Annotated in this window: 19 protein-coding genes; 11 read left to right on the forward strand and 8 right to left on the reverse strand. The window is 36.0% G+C overall.

All coding sequences use genetic code 11. From position 1 onward, the window contains the following. Positions 1 to 16: 16 nt before the first annotated feature. Positions 17 to 799, reverse strand: coding sequence for a TerC family protein (locus BMY14_RS18970; RefSeq protein ID WP_091835403.1), 783 nt, complete (start codon positions 797 to 799; stop codon positions 17 to 19). A gap of 191 nt (positions 800 to 990) precedes the next feature. Then, positions 991 to 1,830, reverse strand: coding sequence for a helix-turn-helix transcriptional regulator (locus BMY14_RS18975; protein WP_091835405.1), 840 nt, complete (start codon positions 1,828 to 1,830; stop codon positions 991 to 993). A 228-nt stretch (positions 1,831 to 2,058) separates the two neighbouring features. On the opposite strand from BMY14_RS18975, the gene BMY14_RS18980 reads away from it, so the two are divergent. Genes BMY14_RS18980 through BMY14_RS18990 form a run of 3 tightly spaced genes read left to right on the forward strand, consistent with a single transcriptional unit; the run spans position 2,059 to position 6,140 of the window. Further along, positions 2,059 to 4,293 (forward strand): TonB-dependent receptor, encoded by a 2,235-nt coding sequence (locus tag BMY14_RS18980; RefSeq protein WP_091835407.1) that lies wholly within the window; start codon positions 2,059 to 2,061, stop codon positions 4,291 to 4,293. A gap of 9 nt (positions 4,294 to 4,302) precedes the next feature. Beyond that, on the forward strand, positions 4,303 to 4,632 hold the full coding sequence (locus tag BMY14_RS18985; protein ID WP_091835410.1) for a hypothetical protein: 330 nt from the start codon (positions 4,303 to 4,305) through the stop codon (positions 4,630 to 4,632). 17 nt (positions 4,633 to 4,649) lie between these two features. Then, positions 4,650 to 6,140, forward strand: a complete 1,491-nt coding sequence (locus BMY14_RS18990) for a PepSY-associated TM helix domain-containing protein (RefSeq protein ID WP_091835412.1) — start codon at positions 4,650 to 4,652, stop codon at positions 6,138 to 6,140. 64 nt (positions 6,141 to 6,204) lie between these two features. On the opposite strand, the gene BMY14_RS18995 is transcribed toward BMY14_RS18990, so the two are convergent. Next, positions 6,205 to 6,819 (reverse strand): GGDEF domain-containing protein, encoded by a 615-nt coding sequence (locus BMY14_RS18995; protein ID WP_091835415.1) that lies wholly within the window; start codon positions 6,817 to 6,819, stop codon positions 6,205 to 6,207. A gap of 30 nt (positions 6,820 to 6,849) precedes the next feature. Continuing rightward, on the reverse strand, positions 6,850 to 7,953 hold the full coding sequence (locus BMY14_RS19000; RefSeq protein WP_177177668.1) for a cobalamin B12-binding domain-containing protein: 1,104 nt from the start codon (positions 7,951 to 7,953) through the stop codon (positions 6,850 to 6,852). Positions 7,954 to 8,129: 176 nt separating this feature from the next. Between BMY14_RS19000 and BMY14_RS19005 the strand changes: the two genes are divergently transcribed. Both BMY14_RS19005 and BMY14_RS19010 read left to right on the forward strand, forming a co-directional pair. Next, entirely contained in the window at positions 8,130 to 8,654 is a 525-nt protein-coding gene (locus BMY14_RS19005) for a cysteine hydrolase family protein (protein ID WP_091835421.1), read from the forward strand. A 288-nt stretch (positions 8,655 to 8,942) separates the two neighbouring features. After that, entirely contained in the window at positions 8,943 to 9,419 is a 477-nt protein-coding gene (locus tag BMY14_RS19010; protein ID WP_143063196.1) for a glutathione peroxidase, read from the forward strand. A 68-nt stretch (positions 9,420 to 9,487) separates the two neighbouring features. Here BMY14_RS19010 and nudC read toward each other — a convergent pair whose 3' ends face one another. From nudC to dmpI, 3 genes are all read right to left on the reverse strand, one after another. Further along, positions 9,488 to 10,333: an NAD(+) diphosphatase gene (gene nudC, locus BMY14_RS19015; RefSeq protein WP_091835427.1), complete on the reverse strand. Its 846-nt coding sequence runs from the start codon at positions 10,331 to 10,333 to the stop codon at positions 9,488 to 9,490. Between the two features lie 16 nt (positions 10,334 to 10,349). Continuing rightward, the gene (locus BMY14_RS19020) at positions 10,350 to 10,703 is read right to left on the reverse strand and encodes a winged helix-turn-helix transcriptional regulator (RefSeq protein ID WP_091835430.1); all 354 of its coding nucleotides are present in this window, start codon (positions 10,701 to 10,703) and stop codon (positions 10,350 to 10,352) included. Between the two features lie 86 nt (positions 10,704 to 10,789). Continuing rightward, positions 10,790 to 10,984 (reverse strand): 4-oxalocrotonate tautomerase DmpI, encoded by a 195-nt coding sequence (dmpI, locus tag BMY14_RS19025; RefSeq protein ID WP_091835433.1) that lies wholly within the window; start codon positions 10,982 to 10,984, stop codon positions 10,790 to 10,792. A gap of 454 nt (positions 10,985 to 11,438) precedes the next feature. Between dmpI and BMY14_RS19030 the strand changes: the two genes are divergently transcribed. The 6 genes from BMY14_RS19030 to BMY14_RS19055 all read left to right on the forward strand — a co-directional run bounded on the left by BMY14_RS19030 (position 11,439) and on the right by BMY14_RS19055 (position 18,047). Next, complete coding sequence (locus tag BMY14_RS19030) at positions 11,439 to 11,984, forward strand: MarR family winged helix-turn-helix transcriptional regulator (protein WP_091835436.1); 546 nt, start codon at positions 11,439 to 11,441, stop codon at positions 11,982 to 11,984. Between the two features lie 150 nt (positions 11,985 to 12,134). Then, positions 12,135 to 12,569 carry a Fur family transcriptional regulator gene (locus tag BMY14_RS19035; RefSeq protein WP_091835439.1) on the forward strand — a complete coding sequence of 145 codons (435 nt, stop codon included), beginning with the start codon at positions 12,135 to 12,137 and terminating at the stop codon, positions 12,567 to 12,569. Positions 12,570 to 12,571: 2 nt separating this feature from the next. Next, the gene (locus tag BMY14_RS20950; RefSeq protein WP_245741494.1) at positions 12,572 to 12,781 is read left to right on the forward strand and encodes a hypothetical protein; all 210 of its coding nucleotides are present in this window, start codon (positions 12,572 to 12,574) and stop codon (positions 12,779 to 12,781) included. A 432-nt stretch (positions 12,782 to 13,213) separates the two neighbouring features. Then, complete coding sequence (locus BMY14_RS19045) at positions 13,214 to 14,608, forward strand: 6-phospho-beta-glucosidase (protein WP_091835445.1); 1,395 nt, start codon at positions 13,214 to 13,216, stop codon at positions 14,606 to 14,608. A gap of 330 nt (positions 14,609 to 14,938) precedes the next feature. Next, a complete protein-coding gene (locus BMY14_RS19050) occupies positions 14,939 to 16,780 on the forward strand; it encodes a beta-glucoside-specific PTS transporter subunit IIABC (RefSeq protein WP_091835448.1) in 1,842 nt (613 codons plus the stop codon). A 94-nt stretch (positions 16,781 to 16,874) separates the two neighbouring features. Beyond that, positions 16,875 to 18,047, forward strand: a complete 1,173-nt coding sequence (locus tag BMY14_RS19055; RefSeq protein ID WP_091835452.1) for a mandelate racemase/muconate lactonizing enzyme family protein — start codon at positions 16,875 to 16,877, stop codon at positions 18,045 to 18,047. Positions 18,048 to 18,165: 118 nt separating this feature from the next. Here BMY14_RS19055 and BMY14_RS19060 read toward each other — a convergent pair whose 3' ends face one another. Beyond that, complete coding sequence (locus tag BMY14_RS19060) at positions 18,166 to 19,128, reverse strand: LacI family DNA-binding transcriptional regulator (protein WP_091835455.1); 963 nt, start codon at positions 19,126 to 19,128, stop codon at positions 18,166 to 18,168. Between the last annotated feature and the right edge of the window lie 150 nt (positions 19,129 to 19,278).

The following is a 19,278-nucleotide window of genomic DNA, read 5'->3' on the forward strand; positions in this document are numbered from 1 at the left end:
TTTGTAATTAAACTATTTACGAATCGGTCGAAGAAGTACTATCTGATTTTATTTTATCGTTTGATATTTCGAGGTGTGGTTGATGAAGTTTGACCGGATTACTCTTCCTGATTTTCATGTTTAATATTTCAATCATGATTGAGAAGCCCATTGCGAAATAGATATATCCTTTTGGAATATGCATATCAAGACCGTCACCAATAAGTGCTACGCCTATTAAAAGTAAAAAACTTAAGGCCAGCATCTTGATAGTTGGGTGCTGTTCCACAAATATACTGATTTTTTCGGAAAACACCATCATAAAAACAACAGCAATGATAACTGCCGCAATCATGATACCCAATTGTTGTGCCATACCTAATGCGGTAATGATTGAGTCAAGCGAAAAAACAACATCCAAAAGCAATATCTGGAAAATCACAGATTTGAAGGTTGCTCCAACGCGATTAGGTGCAGCCATCTCCTCTCCTTCCAGCTTTTCGTGGATTTCCATGGTGCTTTTCCATATCAGAAACAATCCACCAATAATAAGAATCAAATCACGTCCGGAAATTTCATTGCCAACGACAGTAAATAGTGGGATGGTAAGTCCCATTAACCAAGTAAATGAAAAAAGAAGTGCTATGCGTATAAACATTGCCAGCCCCAGCCCGACGCGTCGGGCTTTGGTTTGGAGATGATAGGGGAGTTTACTTGCTTGAATTGAGATGAAAATTACATTATCAATTCCGAGTACAATTTCCAGAGTAGTTAGGGTCACCAATGCTATCCAGGCCTGTGGATCAGTCAACCATTCCATTGCGTCATCTCCTCATATAATAATGAATTATGTGAATCTATCAAACAAAGTTTTCTATTCAGGCAATTGTATATACTTTCTATCTTACTACAAATGTAGTTGATGCGAAATGATGTTTGTAATTTATTTAATATGTAACAAAGAAAAATAATCAGTATGGCAGATGTCCACTGCAATGCTAGCGGAAACAATTATAGCTCGTGGCATGTTCGTAGGGGGACTGATTTTTTACAGGCACCGGGAGTCTGACCAGTTCTTTTTTTAAACAATCGACTGAAATAATATGGATCAGTGTAACCCACGCAATGTGAAACTTCTGCTATTGAATATTGATGCCGGTAAAGTAATTCCTGTGCCCGCTGAATTCGCAAGCTAATAATATATTGATTGGGGCTTATACCTTTAAATTTACGAAATAAATAGGTGAACTGTTTACATCCCAGACCATAATTTTCTGCGATGGCTGGTATGGTCAAGTTTTTTGTATAGTGCAAGTCTATGAATTTTATGGCTTCTTGGATTAAAAGCCGACTTTTTTCATTATCAGTATCTAAGTTTTTCGGTAGAATTTCCACCCAGATATTTGCCAATAATGCCTGCGCCTTTTGGTTGGTAAACTGTCCAGGGATAGAGCATTGCATATAAATTTGTAATAAAAGATCATAAAGATGCGGCGTAAAAGAGATGTCACTTTCATAATGGGAATCGGCATATTGCAGGAGGGGGATGTTGTCTTCACGGTGGTATTGTATGACGATATAGTCCCAATACTCCTGCCCAATGACCTCTTTATCTAGTTGCATGTTTGGTGTAAAATGAAATATTTTCCCCGGCTCCATTTCATATAGAACTTTGTCAAAATGCATGTTTGCTCGTCCACACAAGGGAATGAGCAAACCATACGCTGGGGGTGTTTTGGCTCCAAAATATTTACTACCAGGAGCGACTACATTTCGTTGAACGCGTAAGACGTGGAAAACAGCTTGTCTGTAATAGTTTATAACTTGTTTTATATCGAGTATTTGGCGCATCAGATCATAGACTCCTTCTTGAAACGATAATCATTATCAATTTATCAAAAAATAGAATTGTTGTCAACTAAATGTCGAAAATAAATAAATTTTTATAGCATTGCTTTATTGATTGGGAAAATATGCAGGTGTTTTGAGGAAAAAATCCATTTACATTACCGGTGTATATTGTTAAAATAGCGACATACTAACTGGTGATAATTATTATCATTGAGAGGAGAGATTATATTGAATAGATTGTCAAAACATAAAAAAAAAGTCTTATATGCATTAGTGGGCAGCAGCTTAGTATTGCAAACACCCGCAGTTGTATACGCAGATGAAACGGAGACTGCGGCTGAACCTGTGCAGCAAAGCAACGCCAGCAAAGAAATTAGGCAGGAAAAAGCAGCGGGAAATGAATTTTCCTTTGAGGGAATCACTGTTTTTGCAAAACGTGAAGAAAAGAAAAAAGATGCGGAAGATACATATGTGGGCGGGAAACTTTCAAAAAAAGCTAATGTCGGAATTTTAGGTAGTGCCGATATTTTTTCGATTCCATTTAATATTACGAGCTATACAGCCCAAGAAATTGAATCGAAACAAGCAAGAACGCTTTCGGATATTTTGCTTGACGATTCATCCGTACGATTTACGACATCGAGTGGACATATGAATGAAAACTATACCATTCGTGGATTTGATGTTACAGCAGATGACCTGAGTTTGAATGGTCTATATGGTCTTGCTCCCTCGGGGCATGTGCCGACGGAATTTATCGATCGAGTCGAAGTTTTAAAAGGGCCGAGTGCACTTTTGAATGGTACGCCGCCAGGGGGATCGGTTGGCGGTACAGTAAATATTGTTACGAAAAAAGCCGGGTCAGAGTCTGTTACACGTCTTACGACGGATTATGCATCGGGTTCGCAGATGGGGTTGCATTTGGACCTTGGACGGCGTTTTGGGGAAGCAAAAGAATGGGGAATCCGCCTAAACGCTGCAACGCGCGATGGGCAAACTGGTGTTGACGGGCAAAAGAAAGAGCGGGCTTTTGGCTCAATTAATGTCGATTATCAAGGGCAAAATTGGCGAATGTATCTTGATGCATTTGATAATGAAGAAAAATTCAAAAATGGTTCTTCGATGATGGTGAATTTTAAAAATTCTGTTACAGCAATTCCCGATGCACCGGAGGGGGATGTTAATGCTTTCAAAGGTGCCAATGCAAGTCTCGAAAATAAAGGGGCAATGCTGCGTGGTGAATATGATCTTAGTAAGAATTTGACGGCATATGCTGGTATCGGCTACCTTGAAAATACATATGAAGGTTTTATAAACTCAACGCATGCTAGAGGCGTTGATTCCGAGGGGAATTATACGGGCTATACTACATATATCAATGGATATTCGAATAATGTATCAGCTGAAGCTGGTCTGCGCCAGAGCTTTAAGACAGGGATGGTAAATCATAAAATGGTTATGAGTGCTACGCGCCTGGAGACAGAGAGCGGGTCGGCTTACACCGAAAGCGCACGCTATGCGTCCAATATTTATCATCCGGTTATCCCATTGCTTGTTGCAGTTGCATCGGATGCACCCAAAACGGCAGAAAGTACCTTGAACAGTATTGCTTTTGCGGATACTTTGTCTTTTGGCGGAGATAAATACAATCTGACATTAGGTGTACGCAACCAGACGATTGAAAGTAAAAATTACAATCGTTCCACAGGAGCAAGGACAGCTTCTTACAATAAAAATGCCGTAACCCCGGCGATTGCGTTTGTTTTTAAACCATGGGACAAACCAGTTTCTTTTTATGCAAATTATATCGAGGGTTTAAGCAAAGGTAGTACGGTTACCGATACAGCGGCAGCGAATTATGGTGAGGTATTTGCACCGTTTAAAACAAAACAAGCAGAAGTTGGCGTGAAGTGGGAAAATGGAACATTTGCTAATACGTTGAGCTTTTTCCAAATTAAGAAACCAAGCCTTTTGAAAGACAGTTTGAGCAATACCTATAATGAATCTGGAAAACAGCGAAATCGTGGGATTGAATGGAGTGCTTTTGGCAACCTAAATAACGAAGTGTCCATTTTAGGTGGTATCACCTATATGCGTGGAGTGCAGACTCATACGCAAAGTGGAACCAATGATGGAAAAACAGCGTATGGAGTTCCGGTTTGGCAAGCAAATGTTAGTTTCGAATATGCCGTACCACATGTGCAAGGTTTGAGTTTTGATACACGCCTGGTTTATACAGGATCGCAGTATACAAACAATAATAATACAGCGAAAATTCCTTCCTGGATGCGATTCGATGCCGGGCTGCAGTATAAAACGTCATTGCAGGGAAATCCGACTACGCTGCGCTTTAGCGTGGAAAATCTAACAAATAAAAATTATTGGTCAGGCTTGTTTAGAGAAGATTATTTGACGATAGGCAATGGACGTACATATAAGTTATCGATGTCAATTGATTTGTAAGGTGGCTTTATGCAGATAAAAAAAATAAAGACAGAATGGGTCTGTGTGGAAGAACTTCTCTTTCACACAAGCCCTGTACTTGTGATGCTTATGCGGTTTTTAGCTGCAATAGCAGGTGGTATAAGTTTGACGTATTTTATGGAAAAGATCTTGTCACTTGCCAATTTATTCGGAGCCTTGGAGACGATTTTTCTTTGCGAGTGGCTTGCCCCCATTTTTTATGTATTCGGGTTATGGTATGCATTTTCGGTTGTAAACGTGGCGTTGGTATGGAGAAATTTTTTATTCGTTACGCTCGTCAGTAGATTGATTGTCGGTGGATTTTATTTGTTTCAGTGAAGGAGGTTATCGAGACGATGCGTGATTTTCACACGTGGGGTGGTCTTTTTTTTGGTTGGCTGTTGTTTATCGTATTTTTTACGGGAACATTGTCTGTTTTTGCACCTGAAATTACCTATTGGATGACGCCAGAAGCACGCGTGGCGGCAGCTAATCATGGACAGGCTCTGCAAGCAGCTGAAAAAGCCTTACAGGAAAATGCCTCTGATGCAGATATGTGGTTTGTGATTTTGCCGCAAGGACGGACAAAGTCACTGGAAATTTCCTGGCAAAAGAATGGACAGAAATTTGAGCGGTACGTACATCCCGAAACAGGTGAAACGTTAAACGTTCGCCAAACAAAAGGGGGCGAATTCTTCGCAGAATTTCATTACCAGTTGCACCATGAGCCACTTGGAATCTGGATTGTTAGCATTGCTGGTGGTATGATGATCATGGCGATTTTTTCAGGTATTGCAATTCGAAAAAAAGTGATCTTTGATTTTTTTTCTTTTCGTTGGCGAAAGAATTTTTTTAGTATTCATACAATGAGTGGAGTAATGACGTTGCCGTTTGTCGTGATCATTACTTATACGGGGCTTGTTATGGCGTTTACAGAAGTGATGCCTGTTGCGCTGCATACGTTTTACAAAAACGAAGGTGGATTTTGGACGGAATTTCTACAAAGTGTTGAGCGGCCGAAAAGTCAGGTATGGGCGAAATTATATCCACTAGCAGAACTTTTACCAGTGGCGGAACAAGAACTGGGCGAAGGGCAGTTGGCATTTGTTCAAATCAAACAGCCAAATACAGAAAATGCAGTTATTCATTTTATGCGCCGTGTAGATGATCGGATGCTGGCCATTACAGACCGTGCTAGTTTTGATGGTGTAACAGGGCAATGGCTTATTACAAAAAATACATGGGATACCCAGGCTGTAATTGTTCGGTCGATGGTTGGGCTTCATATTGCAAAGTTTGGCGGCTATCCAATGGCTTGGGGATATTTTTTATTTGGACTGATTAGCAGCGGTATGATTGCTACGGGCTTGGTTTTTTTCACAATAAAGCGCCGATTAGTATATGAAAGAGCAAGCGCTGGAACACAAAATTTTTTCAAAAAAGTTGAGTCTTTTAATATTGCGGTAGTTTGTGGTTGTATCGTAGCTGTCAGTGCCTATTTTTGGGCAAATCGACTATTGCCACTATCACTGAACGGGCGCGAAGATATGGAAGTGGGGATCTTTTTTCTTGCCTGGGGGATCATGATATGTCATGCTTTTCGGCGGTCAGTTAAAGTGGCGTGGGTTGAGCAATTAAAAATTAGTGCCACTTTATTTTTTATATTACCATTTTTTAGTGTCTGGAAAACTTCGGAAAAATTTTGGTACCTACTTTCTACAGGAGAATGGATGAGCATCGCGGTAGAGCTGGTTTTTTTCTTGGCGGCGATTATTTTATGGGCAGCAGCACATAAATTAAATAAACAATGGAAATTGAATCATAAAAATGAGTTTCTTTCCGAATAATAAAGGACGCATGCCTGGGATTTTGCCAGATATGCGTCCATTGCTTCGTGGGGTTTTGATCAAATCAACAAATTGTGCTTTTGTTTTTCCCCGACTTTTTGGAGTTGTACATCGCATTATCACTACGCGTTAGAATGGAATCTACGGTGTCGCCTTTTTTTATTTTTGTTATTCCCCAGCTTAATGTAATGTCTTGAAAGTGATTATTTATTTGGATGTTTGTTAAACTTAGACGGATTTTATTTTCAATTATTTTTGCCTGTTCCGTGTTAAGATCTTCTAATATAATTAAAAACTCTTCTCCACCTAAACGTCCCGCAAAACTGTTTTTTGGTATGGATTCTTTGATTGTTTTGGAAACAGTAATTAAAACCTGATCACCGCTCGTGTGCCCATAGGTGTCATTCACTTTTTTGAAATAGTCAATATCGCCAAACATAATACAGGTGTCATAAATGGTTGGGTCAATTGTCGTGATGAAATAATTTAATTTATCTTGAATAAATTTGCGAGAAAATAAACCTGTTAAATAATCCGTATTTAACATTTGTGAAAATTTTTTATTCACACAGTTCAATTCATAATTTTTTTGTTCTAATTCTCGATTGCAATTCGCTAATTCATTATTTAATTTTGAAATGATGGCGTAGATATGTTCGGCTTTCTTAGAATAATGCACAGAGCAGCCTCCTTAGATAATCTTATCTGGTTATAATACCACTGCTTTTTCATTCGTAGCAGTGTTCTTTTTTAGGTTACACCAGTGATTATTGGCTAGATTTAAAAATTCTTCGGCATTTCTTGCAAGATTGTCAGCTTTTAATTTGATCCAGATATCAGGAGCGTAATTAAATATATTTCCGCCGACAATGACTAATGTACTGGGTGGCGTACGTTTCTTTATAGACTGAATGATCTCAAATGCATTCGCTAGATTATAGGGCATTGAAATACTGAGTCCGATTATATCAGGTTTTAGAAGATCTATTTCTTTTAATAATAAATTTGTTTCCGTATTACTGCCTAAATAATGCACATCCCAACCATCCGATTCTAAGAGATCGGCCGACATTCTCGCACCAATTTCATGATATTCATTAAAAATTGTAGCTAAAATAGCGGTTCCTTTTTTGTGATCACCCAATACATATTGGCTGTATAATGCCGTCATGATATTTATAACGATTGCAGACGCCAAATGCTCTTGAGCAACACTGATTTTTTGCGTTTCCCACAAATAACCAATATCGTATAAGCAAGGCTGAATTACAGTGAGATAAAAATCTTTTAACGTCTCTTTATCATGTACGTGGTTTTCAGTTAAATCTAATGCGGTTGTTTTTTCTCCTGCTAAAATTATTTGTAAAAACTGATCTTTTAGCATAGTGTTACTAGATATTGATTGATTTTTCAATAAATTTATATTTGATTCAGCAATTTTTATAAAATTTTTATGGTTTTTTATGAGTGAATCATATACATTTATCAATTCGGTATTATCATGTTGGGAAATGTTTTTCTGAATCGCATATTTCCAAGCTTTAAATTCACACAGGATCGTATTGTAATTTTTTCCTGTTCTATACCACCAAATAACTAAGTATGTCAGAAGGTTATAATCTGCATATTGAAAAATATTTGACATATAGTTAAAATGTATTTCTTGATATAGATAATTTGTAGTTTGTTTACGGTTTAAATATCGTATAGCATCAGCAAGTAGAAATTGTTTTTTTTCTTTTAACAATAATAAAGAATCTAAAGAAACTGGTTTTAAATGAAATAAAAATTTTTTATACTGGCTTGAAAACATATAAAACATCTCCCCATATTTGATGCTTTATTAAACTTACTTTGATTATTAGACAAATATATCGATTTTCCTTTAAAAATAAATGCTCGAGTATTATTTTGTTGAATGCAGGAGCATTTTGATCAAATTGAAAGAAAAATGGGTATGTGTTATATTTGATAGATGGAGGGATGAAAATGGTATTACTGGTGATTGATGTACAAAAGTTGATCGTAACGGAGAAACTGTACAAATTTGATTTGTTTGTTTCCAATATCAAAAAATTGATATGTGCAGCCAGAAAAAATAAGCTTGAGATAATCTATGTACGCCATGATGATGGTGCAGGCTGTGAGTTGACAAAAGGAACCGATGGATTTGAAATCTACGATGAATTTAAACCATTTTCCCAAGAAAAAATATTTGATAAGTCAGTTAACAGTGCTTTTAGAGATACAGGTTTATTGGATTATTTAAAAAATAAAAATGAAAAAGAAGTAATCGTCGTAGGTCTTCAAACAGACTATTGTATTGATGCAACGGTGAAATGCGGCTTTGAACATGGCTTTAACATAACCATACCAACGTATGCAAATTCAACGGTTGATAATGATTTTATGACTTCGGAACAGAGCTATAAGTATTACAATGAATATATGTGGAACACCAGATATGCTTCTTGTATTTCAATGGATGAAACCCTTAATAAAATGGAAGAATAAATTGATTTTTCGTGAACAAAAAAACTCCCTAATGGATTTGAATGTAGTATAATTCTTACCAATTTGGAAGCTTTTTATTTTTTACGACAGGTATTTTGCTTAACCCGTAGCTGGGCCATAGGTTGATGGTTCATTAGAGGCGAAAAGTTTATGCTTAGAAAACGATAGGATGTTTTCTCATTTGCTTAGGCTATGTCTTTGCAGAATGGAATTTGTTGCAATAAAAGAGCAACTGGAACGTCAGTATAATTAGAAGGTAATCTTATATAAATAGGAAGGTGAATCATTATGGAAATTTATGATTTTGAAGTTCCTACTGCGACGGGCAAGATAAAATCGTTAGCTGAATATCAAGGAAAAGTTTTACTGATCGTTAATACGGCGAGCAACTGTGGTTTTACTCCACAATATAAAGAATTAGAAGAACTATATCAGAAATATAAACAGAGAAATTTTATGGTTTTAGGGTTTCCTTGCAATCAATTTCGCAAGCAAGAACCAGGGACGAATGAAGAAATTCAAAAATTTTGCCAAGTCAATTATGGTGTTACTTTTCCGGTATTTGGAAAAATTGATGTGAAGGGTGAAAATGCTCATGCGTTATTTACGTATTTAACTAAGCAGGCTCCCGGCTGGCTGGGGGATTCGGTCAAATGGAATTTTACAAAATTTCTGGTAGATTCTCAGGGGAAAGTAAGAAATAGGTATGCTCCGATAACGAGTCCACATAAATTTGCAGCCGATATAGAAAAAATATTGGATTAATCGATATGCAGCTATGCTCTGCAGCGTGGCTGGTAACAGTTGTCTTTCAAGGGGGAAATGAACTCTTTCTATAAAGAGACTGCTTTCGTACGAAATGCTTCGATCATTTCACTCGTGAGACTTATTTGCAATAGATCTTCTTGCGGAATATTTTCACGGTCTTTCCAAATCGCAAGAGATAACTTATCTTCTTGAAGCGTTACGTTATCATCACCATCAAGTTCAGCAAAAAAACCTGCAAGTAAAGTATTAGAAAAAGGCCATGGCTGACTTTTATAATATGTAAGGTTTTTTATTTTTAAGCCCACTTCTTCCATCACTTCACGGCGAACCGTTTCTTCGAAACTTTCACCGATTTCGGCAAATCCAGCAATAAGAGCATGACGTGCATGGTTGCGATTCGCATATTTGGTAAGTAATAAACGGTCATCATTATATACACCAACAATGATGGCTGGGAAAATTGTCGGATAAACTTGAAGACCACAATTTTCGCAGTGGAGCATACGCTCTTTGCTGGATTTTTTCATAAGTTTTCCGCAATGACTACAATATCTATGTTGTGTATACCATTGGCTTAATTGATACCCAACAATTCCGGCAAAAGAACGCCAGCATTCAGATTCTGAACGTAATTGTTGGATATTAGCATATGCCCAACCAGAGATATTATTAAGATGGGGATTATTTACAAGGAAATAATTTGTGCTATCAATTGTGAATAAAAATTGAGCATTTTCGATAAGTTTAGGATAGGTCGATGAGAAGTCGGAAAAACGTGGATAGCATAGATGATCGCTGTTTTCGCGGATCAAAATATTGTTTTTTTCGTAAGTTAGAAAAATATCATTGTTGCTGGCTTGTTTGTTTTCAAATTTATTATTGAATACTTTGGGCGCTATATCTTGAATCATAACAATCCTCCATATACTATTTTTTTTCTTGTGTTTTGGAGAAATTAAAGACTTCTTTGGACCAGATTCGTGACCATTCACCAAAGGGCCGCAATAACTCCATCAGCTCTTTGCCTCTGATGGTTAATTGGTACCCATCAAGGGTACGCTCTATAATATCAGCGGCTCTCAATTCTTTGATACGACTGTTTAATATTGAAGGAGAAATGGATTCGCATCTTTCCTGAAGTTCTCTGAATGTGGTCGGACCTTTCTGTAAATTCCAGATGATACCCATAGCCCAATTTCTACCTAAAAAATCAAAAAGTGCCATGATTGGAATTCCAGATTTTGAGCCTCGAACCGGCTTACCGGGACATGGAATCGACATAGTATTCCTCCTCGGATAAATTAAATTTTTGTGAATAGCCAGCATCTTTTATTATAAAAGATGCTGGCTCTAGAATAATTATTGTATTACTTATTTGCTAACTTTTCAACTAATGGTTGTCCGGAAATACCAATACTGTCAGGGTCATATTCTTCAATAAAGACAGTAAAAGAACTTGGTTGTGAATTCGTAACTTCAACTGCAGCGGCAGTTAATTTTTCAATTAATAATTTTTTCGTTTCTGGTTTTGTTTTTTTCATTTGCATTGTAATTACTGGCATAAAAACACATCCTTCGTAAATTTTATTGCATGCATGCTATAGATATTATAGCATGCTATTGTTTTGATAGCAATATTGTTTTTTATTTACTGTAATATATTCCTTGAAAATGCTCTCAACCCTGCTAACATACATATACATTACGATTGATTACTAAGTTTTTGAATGGAATCAATGTTTATGGTTGTATACGCTGTTTGGTTTTATGGTTCTTTCCAACTTTAGTTGAAAGAATCTATTAAGCAATAATAAAAGCTAAACTATCATAGTGAAAATTATAGAAAATCAACTAATGTTGGAAAGAACCGATTTTACGCTTACAATAGTTCCTTTTATACAAATAAGTAAGAATGAAATAAAATTAAAAATCTATAAAATATATTGACATTTATCAGGTACCTTATTATAATGATATTAAGGTACCTGATGATAATGATATAAGGAGAGATTAGTTATGGAAAAAGAAAAAATCACTTTAATGGAGCAGCTTATTATTTTGAGTCGTTTAATGATGTACAGACACCATCACATGAAAGGAAATCATATGCATAGTCCTTATCACGGACAGGGAAGAGTTCTTTCTTTGCTTAAAATAGAACCTAAAATGAGTCAAAAGAAACTTTCTTTTTTACTTGGGATACGGCCTCAATCTATGGGGGAATTATTAGGAAAACTTGAACAAAATGGCGATATTACGAGGACTCAATCAGAAGAGGATCGTCGTTCATTGGATATTGAATTGACAGAAAAGGGAATGGAAGCAGCAACAGCAAATGAAAATTTTCTGAAATGTGACCAAAATACAGAAGAAATTTTTAAGTGTCTTAACGAGGAAGAACAGAAAAATCTAGCAGATTATATGGACAGAATGATTACGCTATTAAAAGATGAAATGCCGGAGGCACAAGATGCTTTACTGAAACATCATCACGATGATGATCATCACGAAAATCACGGGCACCATATGAAAGGTTGCATGCATAACTTGAAAAGATTTTAGTAAGTTATGGTTAAATCATATCAATTTAATTGGCATACAGGGCGAGCTGATTTGATGAGCAGTGGATACTGTTTGTTTGTAAAGGAAAGAATGAAATAATCGAGTGCAGTTGTTTTTTAGCAGTATGTGGGTTGGGAGGGGGCGGCACAAGTGACGGTCAGTGATTTAAAGCAAATTATAAATGGAAAGTATAAAATGACTCGACAACGTGAAATCGTTTTTAATTCGATGAATAATAAACCACATCTTCATTTTACTGTAGAAGATATATTGGATATTGTGCATGAGGCTCATCCGGAAATTGGAGTGGCAACTATATACAGAACATTGCAAATATTTATACAAGTAGGTATTGTCCAAAGACTGGATTTATTGAATAGACGAGCATACTATGAAATATCTGAACAAAAGCATCATCATATGATTTGCCTGTCATGTGGGGCAATTGTTGAAGTAACTGATGAAGCAACTGAGGAGGTGCTGAATATGGTTAAGAGAAAGAAGCAAGTTTTAAATGATTTTCGAGTAGTGGATTGCCAAATATATTTTTATGGTTACTGTAAAAATTGTCAAGCGATAAGGTGATCATGCTAACTACACAGGGAGTTAAGGTTGATATGGGGGAATATGATACGTTCGGCATTCCAGCGACAATCTTAACGAATTATTTGCTCGAAAACGGGATTATTCCGGAAATCAAGGGAGTTCCTTTGGGGAAAAGCAGCTGGAAAGGTTTTGTTGGCTTCGTGGGGCGTTGTACAGTCTTTATGCGTTGCATGCCTGCGGCTTTACAGTAATGATATGTATGGTGCAATGATTACCTTCGCCGGATGGACTTTATATGGATTTGTTTCGAAACGTTTTGATTTAATCTCCTCGTTCACAGATCGACATATTTCAATTAGCTTACCAACCATATGTTTGTATATTTTACAGAAAAAACACTTTCAGATAGCGGTAATGCCGTGCTGAAAGTGTTTTTTTGCTGTTCTATAATTTAGTGAGAAATTGACTGGGGTCAATAAATTCAATATTTGAATTTAAATATAGTAGACGACCCAGATCGTTCATTCGTAGCATGCAAGACAGCAAAGGAAAATGACGAAAACAGTCAGAGAAAAATGATCATGAATATTTAAAGAATATTTAAAAAATTATCTTGACATGGGAATGTTCCCATAACTTAAGATGATGTTATCTTAAGAATATAAATAAGGAGGTAGAAAGGTATGTCAAGGAATGCATTAAAAATAGTTACTATCGGTGGGGGTTCTAGTTATACTCCGGAATTAATAGAAGGTTATATTAAGCGTAGTGATCAATTGCCTATTAAAGAAATTTGGTTAGTTGATATTTTAGAAGGAAAAGAAAAGTTGGAAATAGTTGGAGCCATGGCCAGGAGAATGGTCAAAGCTGCAAATTTGGATTGGGATATTCATTTGACAATAGATAGATGTAAAGCGCTGAAAGATGCTGATTTTGTGTCTACCCAGTTTAGAGTAGGTTTTTTACAATCACGTATAAAAGATGAAAGAATACCTAATTCTTATGGAATGATTGGTCAGGAGACGAATGGTGCTGGTGGTATATTTAAGGCTTTTCGATCGATTCCAGTAATTCTTGATATAGTTAAAGATATGAAGGAATTATGCCCGGATGCTTGGCTAATTAACTTTACGAATCCAAGCGGAATGCTTACAGAAGCTATTGTTTCCTATGGGCATTGGAATAAAGTCATCGGTTTATGTAATGTACCAGTTATGGCAATGATTAGTGAACCAAAATTGATTGAGAAAACGTTAGATGAACTTACGTATAAATTTGCAGGGCTTGATCATTTCCATTGGCATCGCGTTTGGGATAACACTGGTAAAGAAATGACATTGGAAATCATCAGTAAAATGTATGATGGTGAAGATGCTGGTTTACCTAAAAATATTTTTAATGTTCCATTCTTTAGGGAACAATTAACTCAAATGAAAATGATTCCATGCGGTTATCATAGATACTATTACCGTCAGGAAGAAATGCTCAAACATGGCTTGGAAGAGTATGAAAGTGAAAAAGGTACACGTGGGCAGCAGGTTATGAAGATTGAAAAAGAGCTGTTTGAGTTGTATAAAGATCCTAAACTGGATTATAAGCCTAAACAGTTGTCAGAACGAGGCGGCGCACATTATTCTGATGCAGCTTGTGAAGCTATTGCGTCTGTTTATGGGAACAAGAAAACACAAATGGTTGTATCTACTGTAAATAATGGTGCTGTTCCGGATTTGCCTAACGATCAGATAGTGGAAGTTTCTTCACAAATCGGTGCATCTGGTGCTGTTCCAATGGTCTTTGGTCCTTTTTCACCAGCAGAACGAGGCTGGCTGCAAGTGATGAAGAATATGGAGTTGATAATAGTTCAAGCAGCTGTAACGGGTGATTATGGTTTAGCTTTACAAGCGTTTATATTAAATCCGCTTATTCCAAGTGGGCAGAAAGCGAAGGATTTACTAGATGAAATGCTAGTGGCAAATAAAAAATATCTACCACAGTTTTCTGGAAAAATCAAGGAATTGCTAGATGCTGGTGTAAAAGTACATGATCAGGTAGCTGCAAATATCGATAATACAATTTAATTTGTAATTAGATAATTCGTGTATTTATGACAACGGAGAGTGATAATCTAAAAAAGTTGGTATATACACGGGAGGGTGATGATTAATTTATAGTCTTTGGCAATGCAGTATGATAGAGTATGCGAAGGGTTCTATAAATTAATCAACCCTTAAAAAATAATAGAAATATAAAAGTATGTATAAATTTCATTAATTAATATTTGAAAATTTCGATAATTGTTGCAATCATAGCTTTTCGTCATAAAAATTTGAGTTATCGGTTCATATTGTTTTAATTAAGAAACTTTATATTTTGAGTTTTAAGTTTACTTGGAGAAAGAAGGGTTTATTTTGAAACAAGAAAATATATCTAATCTAATTATAGAAAATGTTGGCGGTATTGAAAATGTTGTAAACCTCTATCATTGTATGACTAGATTGAGATTTATTTTAAAAGATCAAAAAAAATTTAATGCGGAAGCATTAAAGAATATACCAGGTGTTATAAATATAGTACAATCTGGAGCAGAGTCACAAATTATTATTGGTGCAGAAGTCGATACGTTTTATAATGATTTATTAAAACAAGGGTTAGAGAATTTTAGTGATTGTTCAAGTAACCAAGAAAAACAAAAATTCAATATTAGAGAGATATTTCAAAAAGGATTGACCGCACTGGCTGGAATTATGGCGCCTATTTTACCTATTTTGATTGCCGGTGGTATGGTAAAAGTTGTGCTTGCATTGCTGGTGCTTTCGGGAATGAGTCGTGATTCGCAAAATTATAAGATACTTTATTTTATTTCGGATGCTACTTTTTATTTTTTACCGTTTTTCATTGCCAATAGTTTTGCAACGAGAATTAAGACCAATAATTATATGGCAATGGTTATAGCAGGGATACTGCTTCATCCTAATTTTATGAGCATGGTTAGTGCGGGTAAAGCAGTTTCTTTCTTTGATTTGCCAGTGCGATTAGTATCCTATAGTGCAACGGTTATTCCTATTATTTTTGCTGTTTGGTTTATGAGCTATGTGGAAAAGGTTGTGGACAAATACACGCCTAAATTAATCAAGACGATGTTTAGACCATTATTAACCCTTTTAATAACAGCCCCTGTGGTTTTAATTGTAATTGGGCCTTTAGGTGGATACTTAGGTGAAGGTCTTTACTATGTTATACAAATACTCAATGAAAATGTTCCTTGGGCTGTACCGATGTTAATGGGAACCTTTTCACCGTTACTGGTAATGGCTGGTATGCATTTATCGATAACACCGTTTGCTATCTTGTCAGTGTCTAGATTTGGCTATGAAACACTTATGGGTCCAGGGATGCTTGGCAGCAATATTGCACAAGGTGGTGCTTCACTAGCAATCGCATTTAAAGAAAAGCGGATAGAAAAACGTGAAGTGGCCATTTCAGCAGGAATTACAGCTTTATCAGGAATAACGGAACCTGCACTTTATGGTGTAACGGTAAAATATAAAAGAGCGTTGCTCTGTGTTATGGTTTCAGGGGGTATTGCGGGTCTTTATGCCGGAATAACCGGTGTTGTAAGATATGCTATTGCTTCAGCAAGCTTTTTGTCTTTGCCAGTTTTTATTGGTGACAATCCTAATAATATAATCAATGCAATTATTACAGCAATGATAGCATTAGTCCTTTCTTTTGTATTGACTTATGTGTTTGTTCCAGTAGAAAGTGTTGCAGAAGAAACAAAAAAAGAAGTAGAAAATGGTAAAGAAGAAGTTAAAAATGTAGTGGCAGGTACATTGATTCCATTGCAAGATGTTAAAGATGAAGCATTTTCATCAGGAACTCTAGGGGGCGGAGCAGCGATAATACCACAGGAAGGAGCGATACATTCTCCTGTTGATGGCGTACTATCAATGGTATACCCTACTGGTCATGCGATTGGGATCACTAGTAAAAGTGGCAAAGAAATATTGATTCATATTGGTATAGATACTGTAAAGCTGGAAGGAGAAGGGTTTAAGTCACATATAAAAACTGGAATGGAAGTCAAAAAAGGTGATTTGTTGATCGAGGTTGATTTAAATCTTCTGAAAGAAAAAGGTTATGATACGACAGTCATTATTGTCATATTGAATCGTGTAATGGATAATCTAATAATCACAAAAAAAGACAGGTTGACGATCCAGGATACATTGTTAGAAATTATTGATTAAAACGAAAATAGTCACAACTGTAAAGTAGTATTTTGTTATTGCAAAGTGTATAACCATAGTTTTAGTACAACGATTAAGTTCAGGAGGAATATTTATGAAGATTACAGATGTAGAAATATTTTGTGCGGACTTTGATAAAACAGCACCAAATGAACCGATTTTTATAAGAATAAATACGGATGAGGGGATCAGCGGTTTTGGTGAAGCAGGTGTAGCTTATGGAAATGCTAAACTAGGAGGTATCGGGCAAGTTCAAGATTTTGCTAAATTGATTATAGGTGAAAATCCTTTCTGTATCGAAAAAATTTGGGATCGTTTATACAGAGATACTTTCTGGGGACAAGGTGGTGGTACACTAATTTTTGCGGCCATGAGTGCAATTGATATTGCTCTTTGGGATATTAAGGGTAAGGCATTAAATGTTCCTGTTTATGAATTGTTAGGTGGGAAAACCCGTGATAAAATAAGAGCATATGCTAGTCAAATTCAGTTTGGTTGGGGGAAGAAGGCGCTTCCTCTCGGCGGTGTAGAAGCGTATGGCTTAGCTGCTCAGAAAGCTGTTGCAGATGGTTATACAGCGATTAAAGTCGATCCATTGCAGCGTGATGAAAATGGTAATAAAAATTACAGAAATGATGGGTTGTTAACGTTTGACAAATTAAAATTGTGTCGTGATAGATTAGTAGCCATAAGAAAAGCTGTTGGAGATAAAGTAGATATTATTTTGGAATTGCATGCCAAGACAGATATTAATGCAGCATTTCAAATTAGCAAGTTGATCGAAGATTTAAATATCTATTATATGGAAGAAGCATGTGGTTCTTTGAATCCACAATTAAGTAAAGAACTGAAAAATAAAGTAAATGTTCCCTTAGCTGCTGGTGAGAGGATTTATTCACGTTATGGATTTAAGCCTTTTTTAGAAAATCGCTCTTTAGATGTAATTCAACCAGATCTTGCTACTTGCGGAGGAATATCTGAGTGTAAAAAAATATGTGATATGGCTAGAATATATGATGTTTTAGTTCAACCGCATGTATGTGGTGGACCTATTTCCTGTGCAGCGGCAATACAAATAGAAGCAGTAATTCCTAATTTTTGCATCCATGAACACCATATAGGTAATTTAAGTGATTTTACAAGAAGCTTGGGTGTTTATGATGATCAGCCTGTTAATGGCTATATTACAGTACCAGACCGACCGGGACTAGGTCAGGAAATTCCTGCTGATATTTTGGCGAAATGCAGCAAAAAAAAGATAGTCTAATATATAATTGATGTAAAAAAAGCAGTACTCCATCTATATAAAAATACATGGAGAACTGCTTTTTTATGCGTGTTTATAAAATATCTTATAGCAAAGATAACAAGCATGGATATTTTTGCTAGCAAGTTTCTCTAAACACCAATTTTGGATTGATTTTCTTGTATGTAAGCTTTGTATTATTTAAGTTATTATGAATATAGTAAAATGCATTGATGGCTTGTTTTTCAAGAAATGTATCTACTGTAGATATATTCAGTAAACGTCCGAACGTGCTATTATCAAAACCAAAGATAGCACAATCTTTAGGTACTTGATAGCCGTTTTCTTTAAGTATAGAAATGAATTCAGTAGCAACATAATCAGAATATATTACAACTGTTTTGGGGGCTTCTTTTCCGGCTGCAATCCATTTATGGGCGGCATCAATGCCAGCATCTTTTTGCTCAGTATAAAATAATATCCAATCATTATTCATGGAATGAGTTTTTTCAAAGGTTTGTATTGCTTCTAAACGAGCTTGGGTATTAGAATTTTTTTCACAATTTAAAATGTGACCGACAAAGCGTGTTCCTTTGGCATAGATATATTCTAAGATTTGCATGTATAGGGGAAAATGATCAATATAGGATGAATAGATCTTATCCGATTTAATTCGACGCCAAGTTGCAATGGGGCCAAACTTTGTATATGGAATGATTTTATCCCAATCATTTATTTTTGCTAACAAAAATAAACCATCTAGAGAGCGCGTGGCCAATAGATTAAGAGCCTTTAATTCATCTTGGGGAGTTCCTGTAAAATATATGTTTACACGATAGTTATATGACTTGGCGGTATTGGCAAAATAATTTATAAAATCTCCGGCCGTAGGATGATAATTATTTACTAAAAAGCCTATGGTATTAGTGCGTTGATACTTCATCTGGCGAGCAATTTGATTTGGGATATAGTTCAATTCGTTTATTGCATCTAAAACACGAGAACGAGTTCCCTCACTGACATAACCATGCTCACTAATAACTCTGGAAACGGTAGATTTAGAAGTCTTTGCTAATTTTGCTATGTCAAATATAGTGGCCAATGAATCATCTTCTTTCTCGAATTTACTAGGGAGCTGATGATGGGATTCAAACCTACGATCTGCTTATTACGAATGATGTAAGGACTATTTGTGATCATTGTAAATTGATAGAAAATCATTGATTTTGATTAGAAGTTTATTGTCATTGGG

It is taken from the genome of Propionispira arboris, from assembly GCF_900109225.1.
Taxonomy (GTDB): domain Bacteria; phylum Bacillota; class Negativicutes; order Selenomonadales; family Selenomonadaceae; genus Propionispira; species Propionispira arboris.

Excerpts from the sequence above, each read along its gene's own strand:
- BMY14_RS18970 (WP_091835403.1), bottom strand. The coding sequence starts at position 799 with ATGGAATGGTTGACTGATCCACAGGCCTGGATAGCATTGGTGACCCTA.
- BMY14_RS18975 (WP_091835405.1), bottom strand. The coding sequence starts at position 1,830 with ATGCGCCAAATACTCGATATAAAACAAGTTATAAACTATTACAGACAA.
- BMY14_RS18985 (WP_091835410.1), top strand. The coding sequence starts at position 4,303 with ATGCAGATAAAAAAAATAAAGACAGAATGGGTCTGTGTGGAAGAACTT.
- BMY14_RS18990 (WP_091835412.1), top strand. The coding sequence starts at position 4,650 with ATGCGTGATTTTCACACGTGGGGTGGTCTTTTTTTTGGTTGGCTGTTG.
- BMY14_RS19000 (WP_177177668.1), bottom strand. The coding sequence starts at position 7,953 with ATGTTTTCAAGCCAGTATAAAAAATTTTTATTTCATTTAAAACCAGTT.
- BMY14_RS19005 (WP_091835421.1), top strand. The coding sequence starts at position 8,130 with ATGGTATTACTGGTGATTGATGTACAAAAGTTGATCGTAACGGAGAAA.
- BMY14_RS19010 (WP_143063196.1), top strand. The coding sequence starts at position 8,943 with ATGGAAATTTATGATTTTGAAGTTCCTACTGCGACGGGCAAGATAAAA.
- nudC (WP_091835427.1), bottom strand. The coding sequence starts at position 10,333 with ATGATTCAAGATATAGCGCCCAAAGTATTCAATAATAAATTTGAAAAC.
- BMY14_RS19020 (WP_091835430.1), bottom strand. The coding sequence starts at position 10,703 with ATGTCGATTCCATGTCCCGGTAAGCCGGTTCGAGGCTCAAAATCTGGA.
- dmpI (WP_091835433.1), bottom strand. The coding sequence starts at position 10,984 with ATGCCAGTAATTACAATGCAAATGAAAAAAACAAAACCAGAAACGAAA.
- BMY14_RS19030 (WP_091835436.1), top strand. The coding sequence starts at position 11,439 with ATGGAAAAAGAAAAAATCACTTTAATGGAGCAGCTTATTATTTTGAGT.
- BMY14_RS20950 (WP_245741494.1), top strand. The coding sequence starts at position 12,572 with ATGCTAACTACACAGGGAGTTAAGGTTGATATGGGGGAATATGATACG.
- BMY14_RS19045 (WP_091835445.1), top strand. The coding sequence starts at position 13,214 with ATGTCAAGGAATGCATTAAAAATAGTTACTATCGGTGGGGGTTCTAGT.
- BMY14_RS19055 (WP_091835452.1), top strand. The coding sequence starts at position 16,875 with ATGAAGATTACAGATGTAGAAATATTTTGTGCGGACTTTGATAAAACA.